At 73.7% G+C, this 7,288-nt stretch carries 9 protein-coding genes; 6 read left to right on the top strand and 3 right to left on the bottom strand.

Annotation, left to right across the window (positions count from 1 at the left end; all coding sequences use genetic code 11):
• The first annotated feature begins 98 nt into the window (after window positions 1-98).
• Window positions 99-1,655, top strand: a complete 1,557-nt coding sequence (locus tag AB0J52_RS20705; RefSeq protein ID WP_500183266.1) for a glycoside hydrolase family 15 protein — start codon at window positions 99-101, stop codon at window positions 1,653-1,655.
• A 47-nt stretch (window positions 1,656-1,702) separates the two neighbouring features.
• On the opposite strand, the gene AB0J52_RS20700 is transcribed toward AB0J52_RS20705, so the two are convergent.
• Both AB0J52_RS20700 and AB0J52_RS20695 read right to left on the bottom strand, forming a co-directional pair.
• Window positions 1,703-2,473, bottom strand: coding sequence for a TSUP family transporter (locus AB0J52_RS20700; RefSeq protein ID WP_500183265.1), 771 nt, complete (start codon window positions 2,471-2,473; stop codon window positions 1,703-1,705).
• A gap of 144 nt (window positions 2,474-2,617) precedes the next feature.
• A complete protein-coding gene (locus tag AB0J52_RS20695; RefSeq protein WP_500183264.1) occupies window positions 2,618-3,166 on the bottom strand; it encodes a GNAT family N-acetyltransferase in 549 nt (182 codons plus the stop codon).
• An 80-nt stretch (window positions 3,167-3,246) separates the two neighbouring features.
• Here AB0J52_RS20695 and AB0J52_RS20690 point away from each other — a divergent pair, with 80 nt between their 5' ends.
• A complete protein-coding gene (locus tag AB0J52_RS20690) occupies window positions 3,247-3,834 on the top strand; it encodes a TetR/AcrR family transcriptional regulator (protein WP_500183263.1) in 588 nt (195 codons plus the stop codon).
• A gap of 66 nt (window positions 3,835-3,900) precedes the next feature.
• Entirely contained in the window at window positions 3,901-4,749 is an 849-nt protein-coding gene (locus AB0J52_RS20685) for an amidohydrolase family protein (protein ID WP_500183261.1), read from the top strand.
• Here the strand turns inward: AB0J52_RS20685 and AB0J52_RS20680 are convergent.
• Window positions 4,734-5,162, bottom strand: coding sequence for a DUF3291 domain-containing protein (locus AB0J52_RS20680; RefSeq protein WP_500183259.1), 429 nt, complete (start codon window positions 5,160-5,162; stop codon window positions 4,734-4,736). The two genes, AB0J52_RS20685 and AB0J52_RS20680, sit on opposite strands and share 16 nt — an antisense overlap.
• 108 nt (window positions 5,163-5,270) lie before the next feature.
• Between AB0J52_RS20680 and AB0J52_RS20675 the strand changes: the two genes are divergently transcribed.
• The 3 genes from AB0J52_RS20675 to AB0J52_RS20665 form a co-directional block, all read left to right on the top strand.
• The gene (locus AB0J52_RS20675) at window positions 5,271-5,834 is read left to right on the top strand and encodes a TetR/AcrR family transcriptional regulator (RefSeq protein WP_500183257.1); all 564 of its coding nucleotides are present in this window, start codon (window positions 5,271-5,273) and stop codon (window positions 5,832-5,834) included.
• A gap of 85 nt (window positions 5,835-5,919) precedes the next feature.
• The gene (locus AB0J52_RS20670) at window positions 5,920-6,771 is read left to right on the top strand and encodes a sigma-70 family RNA polymerase sigma factor (RefSeq protein ID WP_500183255.1); all 852 of its coding nucleotides are present in this window, start codon (window positions 5,920-5,922) and stop codon (window positions 6,769-6,771) included.
• Window positions 6,772-6,833: 62 nt separating this feature from the next.
• The coding region (locus tag AB0J52_RS20665) for a sigma-70 family RNA polymerase sigma factor (protein WP_500183254.1) at window positions 6,834-7,288 on the top strand (455 nt) is incomplete at its 3' end.

Below are 7,288 nucleotides of genomic sequence, written 5' to 3'. Positions count from 1 at the left end.
GCCGCCCCCGCCGACCAGGCCGGGGCGGCTGGCCCTTCGCGGGCGACCCGCTGCCGCCCTCGGAGGCCCGCGGCGCGCGCTACCTCCCCGACTCGTCGGTGGTGCGGCTCGCGGACGGGCGGATCCGGCTCGTCCCGACCGGCGGCGAGGAGGCCGTCACGGTCCCGGGGTCCGATCCGCGCGTCGCCGAGGCCGTCCGGGGTGACCAGACCTGGCTCGCCCGGGGGACGGTTCCGGGCCGGCTGATTCCCTGGCTCGTGCCCTGTCCGCAAAGCGGGAAGAACCGGGTGCCGCGCGCGGACGACGTCCTCCAGGCCCCCGGGGACGACGAGGGACGGCCCGGCGGCAGCGGCAGGCAGCCGTCCGTCCGGGAGCCCGCCGGCGACACGGTCACCGCGAAGGGGTGCACGCCGGTCCGGCCGAGGGCGACCGGGGCGCAGGTGCCGACGACCGGGGCCCCGACGCGTCCGCCCGCCGCCGGGAAGCCCGGCAAGGCCAAGCCGAAGATCACCCCGAGCCCCACGCCCACCACCGGCTCCACGGACGGACCGGAGCGCGAGGACGGCGGGCCCGAGCCGCTCACCGTCGGGGCCGCCACCGTCAAGGCGGACGGGTACCGGGACATGGCCGCCCGCGCCCTCCAGGACCTGCGGCTCCTGACCAGGCCGAACGGGGCGTCGCTGGCGTCCTGGTACGGGGCGTGGGAGTACTCCTGGCCGCGCGACTCGGCGTTCGCCGCCGCGGCGTTCACCGTGACCGACCATCCGGCCGAGGCCCGGCGGATCCTGCGGTTCCTCGCCCGCGTCCAGACCTCCACCGGGATGTGGGCCGCCCGCTACAACCCCGACGGCAGCCCGGTCGCGGACGGGCGGCACGCGCAGCTCGACTCGCTCGGCTGGGTGCTGTGGGCCGCCTGGTTCTTCCACACCGAGAACGCCCAAGCCGCCGCCGACCTGCCCGAACTGTGGCCGATGGTGCGCCGCGCGGCCGACCGGCTGGCCGCGTCGCTGCGCTCGGACGGGCTCCCGCCGCCGTCCTCGGACTACTGGGAGCGGCCCGCCTCGTCCGAGCAGGACCCGCGGCGCGCCACGCTCGGCGTCGTCGGGCCGGTGCTGGCCGGGCTGCGGTCCGCCGCCGCGCTCGCCCGCGACCTCGGCCACCCCGACCGGGCGAACCGGTACCGGACGGCGGCGAACCGGGTGGAGAACGGGGTCGCGGCGAGGTTCGCGCCGCTCGGCTACCCGCGCTCCCCCGTCCGTGGCGGCCTCATGGACACCTCGGTCACCTTCCTCAGCCCGCCGTTCGGCCCGGCCGACCCGGACGTGACCGACGCCGTCCGGACCGCCGCCGGCAAGCTCGCGCTGCCGAACGGCGGCGTGCTGCCGGGCGAGCGCTGGTCGGGCAACGCCAAGGTCGCCTGGACGCCGGAGATGGCGCTGTTCACGCTGTCGGCCGCGGCGGCGGGCCGGCCGGACGAGGCGATGGCCCGGCTGGACTGGCTGTCGGCGCACCGCACCTCGCTGGGCGCGCTGCCCGAGAAGGTGGACGAGTACGGGCGGCCCGCCGCCGTCGCGCCGCTCGGCTGGACGTCCTCGCTGGTCATCCTGAGCCTGTCGGCGCTGGAGAAGCCGCTGCCCGTCCCGTACGCGGGCTGAGCCGCCCCCGCTCGACGCGCGGGGCCTCAGCGCCCGGGGCGTGGGGGCTAGGCGATGAACTGCTCGTAGCCGAGCTTGGCGACCAGCAGCGCCACCACGACCAGCAGGACGACCCGGACGAACCCCGACCCTCGCCGGATCGCCGTGCGCGCGCCGAGCTGCGCGCCGGTCGCGTTCGCCACCGCCATGCCGAGGCCGAGCGCCCACAGGACGTGCCCCTGGACGGCGAAGACCAGCAGGGCGCCGAAGTTGGTGCTGACGTTGATGATCTTCGCGTGCGCGGACGCGTGCACGAAGTCGACGCCGAGCAGGGCGGTGAACACCACGACCAGGAACGTCCCGGTGCCGGGGCCGAGGATGCCGTCGTAGAAGGCGATGGCGAGGCCGGGGACCAGGATCGCGGCGGCGACCCGGCGGCGGGTGCGCAGCACGAGCTTCGGCTCGCGGCCGAGGCTCGGGCGGAGCACCACGACCGCCGCGACCGCGAGCAGGACGACCATGATGACCGGCTTGAACACCTCCGAGGAGATCACCGAGGCGCACAGCGCGCCCGCCGCCGACCCGGCGACCGCCAGGCCCGCGCCGGCGGCCGCGACGGTCCGGTCGACCTTGGTGCGGCGCAGGTAGGCGTAGGCGGCGCTGGTCGTCCCGGCGATCGAGGCGACCTTGTTGGTGGCGAGGGCGGTGGCGACCGGCTGCCCGGGGTTGAGCAGCAGCAGGGCGGGGAGCTGGATCAGCCCGCCGCCGCCGACGACCGCGTCCACCCAGCCCGCGCCCACCGCGGCCGCCAGCAGCATGACGACATGCTCGATCCCCACGCGGCGGGCCCTCCTGTAAGGACTAAACGAAGAATGTCGCTTAGCCTAGCGGGACAGACCCGGACAACGGCCACCTTTTTCGGCGGCGATGCCGCTCGGCAGGGGCCGCTGGAACGTGCCACACGGTGTGAACCGGCCCGACGATCAGCCCTTGGCCCGCCACTCGTCGGCGAGGACGGACCACATCTGGTAGTCGCGCTGCCGCCCGTCGAAGTTGAAGCCCTGCCGGATGGTGCCCTCGTAGGTGAAGCCGATCCGCTTCGCCGTCGCGATGCTCGCCTCGTTCGACGGCTCGCAGCACCACTCCACGCGCAGCATGCCGCGCTCACCGACCGCCCAGTCGATCATCGCTCCGACGGCCTTCGTGATCAGGCCGCGTCCGCGCACGTCCGGGTCGAGCCACACGCCGACCTCGCAGACGTGCTGCTTGGTGTCGAAGATCCGGAAGAGGGTCCCGCCGCTGAGCACGCCGTCCACCCAGATGCCGTAGATGCGCGCGCCGTCGGCGGCCTGCGCGACCGCGAAGTCCTGGAGGTACGCGCGGGCGGCGTCCTCGTCGAAGAGCCTGGCGGCGAACGGGATGTAGGGGCGGATGTCGTCGCGGACCTTCTCCACCTGCGCGTAGAACTCGGCCGCCTGCCACGGCTCCAGCGCACGCAGCTCGGCTCCCTCGGCCAGTTTCAGGGACAGCATCCCGACCTCCTGTAATGTGCGTACCGAACGTTTGTTACGCACCCTAGCCCGCACCGCCGACCGGGAGGAAACCGATAACCGTGCCCGCCAAGGGAGACCACGACGCCCGGCGCCGCGACGTGTCGGAGGCGGTGTGGCGGGTGCTGGCCGCGCACGGCTTCGACGGCCTGACCCTGCGCGCGGTCGCCGCCGAGATGGGCTCGTCCACGGGCCTGCTGACGCACTACTTCCCGAACAAGAAGGCGCTGGTCGCGCACGCGCTCGACATCGCCGAGGAGCGGACGCTCGCGGGCCGGCTGGTCCCGTCCGGGCGCGGCCTGGCGGCGGTGCGCGAGCTGCTGGCCGACGTGCTGCCGATCTCGGCCGTGGCGGTCGTGATGAACCGGGTCTGGGTCAGCTCATGGGACGCGGCGCTCGCGGACGCCGACCTCGGCGCCCGGGAGACCGGCCGGTACGAGCGGATCCGCACGCAGCGGCTTCGCCCGTACGTCGAGCAGGCCCGCGACCTGGGGGAGATCGCGCCGGACGCCGATCTCGACGACATCACGACGACGCTGGTGGCGTTCGCGCACGGACTGGCCGTGCAGGCCCTGTTCGATCCGGACCGTTATCCGGAGGAGCGGCAGCTCGCCCTGCTCGACGGAATGTTGACGGCTTTGTCCGCCTAACACGGGGATCGACCTCCTACCCCTTTTTCGGCCAAGATGTCCAACCACAGCCGAAAGGGGTCTTTGGTGACCGTTCTGGAGTTCGTGGACGCCCATGTCCATCATTGGCAGTCCAGCGTGCACGACTGGTATCCGATGCTTCACGCGACGCTACCGGAGGTGCCGCGCGACTACCCGCCCGCGCGCTACCGCGAGGACGCGGCGGCCGCCGGGGTCCGCGTCCTCGGCACCGTGCACGTGTCGGCGACGACCGTCCCCGGCGCGTTCCTGGACGAGACGCGCTGGCTGGACGCGATGGACGCCCCGGACCGTCCATCGGCCATCATCGGATCGGTCGACCCGGACGTCTCGCCGCCGGTCGTCGAGGCGCAGCTCGACGAGCAGGCGCGCAGCCCGCTGTTCCGCGGCGTCCGGGTGTTCGCGGGCCTGTCACCGGACGGCGACACGGCGGCCGTCCTCCTGCGTGAGCTGGGAGAACGCGGCCTGCTCTTCGACCAGGTGATCCGCGCGCCCGAGGTGGACGCCTACCTGGCGGCACTGGCCAAGGCCCCGGACGTGCGGGTGGTCCTGGAGCACGCGGGCTGGCCCGAGACGGGCGATCCGGAGGGGTTCATCGACTGGCGGCGCGGCCTGGCCAAGCTCGCCGCGCTCCCCCGCGTGGACTGCAAGATCTCCGGTCTGGGAATGCCGCTCGGCCGGCTGGACGCCGCCGCCCTGCGCCCCTATGTCGAGACCTGCCTCGACCTTTTCGGAATCGACCGCTGCTTCTTCGGCAGCAATTTCCCGGTGGACGGCCTTTCCGGCAGCTATGCCGAACTGATGGCCGCCTATCAGGACGTCACGTCGGATCTTTCCGCTGATGAGCGGCGCAAACTGTTCGTGGAGAACGCGACCCGGTGCTACCGGCTGGGCTGATTCCCGGCCCTTTCCCCACTCTCACCCCGCTTTTCGGCGATCCGGCGTTCGACCTCGTCCCAGGTGATCGGGAGGTCGGACGCCGGGACGTTCCAGAACACGAACGTCGACTCCCGCATGACCTTGCGCTTGGCGCGCATCGCCGACCGGTGCGGCTCGGCCGACGCGTAGGCGTTCACCGCCTCCTGGTCCGTCCAGGCCGAGACCGTCCAGAACGTCCGCCGCAGCGGTTCGGCGCGCAGCGAGAGCCCCAGCGCCCCGGGCGAGCGCCGCGCCTGCCGCAGCAGCGCCATCGACGCCCGGAAGAAGCCGGGGACGTGGCGCAGCGACCGCACCTCCAGCCGCGACGCCATGACCAGCGCCTTCCCGTCCGGGTCCGGCGTCTCCGGGGTGATCCAGGGCAACGTGGGCATGGCGCCCCTCCGTCGGCTCGACGATTATCTTGACATTGCCTAGTTTCCCCCGCCCGGCCTGAACTTGTCAATGGCAAGTTCGCGCCGCCGCTGGCCTAGGCTGGTCCCGTGAGTTCGAGCTACCACCACGGCAACCTGCGCCGCGCCGTCATGGACGCCGCCGTCGCCGCGATCGAGGAGTCCGGGCCGTCCGGCTGGAGCCTGCGCGAACTGGCCCGCCGCGCCGGGGTCTCGCACGCCGCGCCCGCGCACCACTTCGGCGACAAGACCGGCCTGCTGACGGCCCTCGCCGCCGAGGGCTTCGGCCTGCTCGGCGACGCCCTCACCGCCGCCGGCGACGACCTGCTCGACCTCGGCGTCGCCTACGTCCGGTTCGCCGTGCGGCACCGCGCCTACTTCGAGGTGATGTTCCGCCCCGAGCTCTACCGGCTGGACGACCCGGAGCTCGCCGCCGCCCGCGACCGCGCGGGCGAGCTGCTCGGCGGGGCCGTCCGGCCGCTGTCCTCCGGACCCGACTCCGTCCTCGCCGCCTGGTCCATCGCCCACGGCTTCGCCGGACTGTGGCTGAGCGGGGCCCTCCCCCCGGAGGTCGGCACCGACCCCGAGGCCGCCGCCCGGCCCGTCCTGGGAAAACTCTTCGCCCTGGAGGAGGACCCCCCGCGGGGCCGCTGAACCGGGGCGTTCCGGCACGTCCGTCTTGATCGCCTATCGTGCGGTCCGTCCCGTCCGCGGAACCCGGTGTGGGAGGGTGAGTCAGGTGAACCCGGACGATTCGCTGGCCGCGCGGTTCGAGGAGCAGCGCGCCCACCTGCGCGCGGTCGCCTACCGCATGCTCGGCTCGCTCAGCGAGGCCGAGGACGCCGTCCAGGACACGTGGTTCCGGCTCAGCCGGACCGACGTGTCCGGCGTCGAGAACCTGCCCGGCTGGCTGACCACCGTCGTCGGCCGCGTCTGCCTGGACATGCTCCGCGCCCGCAAGGCCCGGCGCGAGGAGCTCGGCGACGAGCGGCTGCCCGACCCGATCGTGTCGCACGACCCCGAGCAGGAGGTCCTGGTCGCCGACCAGGTCGGGATCGCGCTGATGGTCGTCATGGAGACGCTCGCCCCGGCCGAGCGGCTGGCCTTCGTCCTGCACGACATGTTCGCCGTCCCGTTCGACGAGATCGCCCCCGTCATCGACAAGACGCCCGCCGCGACCCGGCAGCTCGCCAGCCGCGCCCGCCGCCGCGTCAAGGAGTCCGCGCCCGCCGCCGACCCGGACCTCGACCGGCAGCGCCAGGCCGTCGAGGCGTTCCTCACCGCCGCCCGCGAGGGCGACCTGGAGGCCCTGGTCGCGATCCTCGACCCGGACGTCGTGCTGCGCGTGGACTCGGGCTCCGGCGGCGCGCTGCGCGTCGTCCGCGGCGCGCGGAAGATCGCGGGCCAGGCGCTCATGTTCCGCCGGATCGCCGTGGAGATCGAGACGGTCATCGTCAACGGCGGCATCGGCGCGCTCAACATGGCCGGCGGCAGCGCCCAGTCGCTGATGGCGCTCACCGTCGTCAACGGCCGCATCACGACCATGGACATCATCGCCGACCCCGAGCGCCTCAAGGATCTCGGCCTCTGACGGTCACATCCGGCCCGTCCCGCGGGTCAGGGATGGGGAGGGGCACCGATCGGGAGGCGCATGTGAAGGGCGAGGAGTCGCTGGCCGCGCGGTTCGAGGAGCACCGCGCCCACCTGCACGCGGTCGCGTACCGCGTGCTCGGCTCGGACTCCGAGGCCGACGACGCCGTCCAGGAGGCGTGGCTGCGGGTGAGCCGCGCCGGCACTGACGGCGTGGACAACCTCGGCGGCTGGCTGACCACGATCGTCGGCCGGGTCGCGCTGAACATGCTCCGCGCCCGGACGACCCGCCGCGAGGTCTCCTGGGACGAACCGGACCTCCCCGAGGAACCGGACGCCCCCGCCGAGGCCGAGGACCCGGCCGAGGCCGCCGTCCTGTCCGACTCGGTCGGGCTGGCGCTGCTGGTCGTCCTGGAGACGCTGTCCCCCGCCGAGCGGCTGGCGTTCGTCCTGCACGACATGTTCGCCGTCCCGTTCGACGAGATCGCCCCCGTCATCGACCGGACGCCCGCCGCCGC

The organism is Spirillospora sp. NPDC049652 (assembly GCF_040675125.1).
GTDB lineage: Bacteria > Actinomycetota > Actinomycetes > Streptosporangiales > Streptosporangiaceae > Spirillospora.
This window is presented reverse-complemented; position numbering and strand designations above follow the sequence as displayed.

What these genes read in the sequence shown, in the direction of transcription:
- AB0J52_RS20695 (WP_500183264.1), bottom strand. Translation starts at nt 3,166, where the DNA reads ATGCTGTCCCTGAAACTGGCCGAGGGAGCCGAGCTGCGTGCGCTGGAG.
- AB0J52_RS20680 (WP_500183259.1), bottom strand. Translation starts at nt 5,162, where the DNA reads ATGCCCACGTTGCCCTGGATCACCCCGGAGACGCCGGACCCGGACGGG.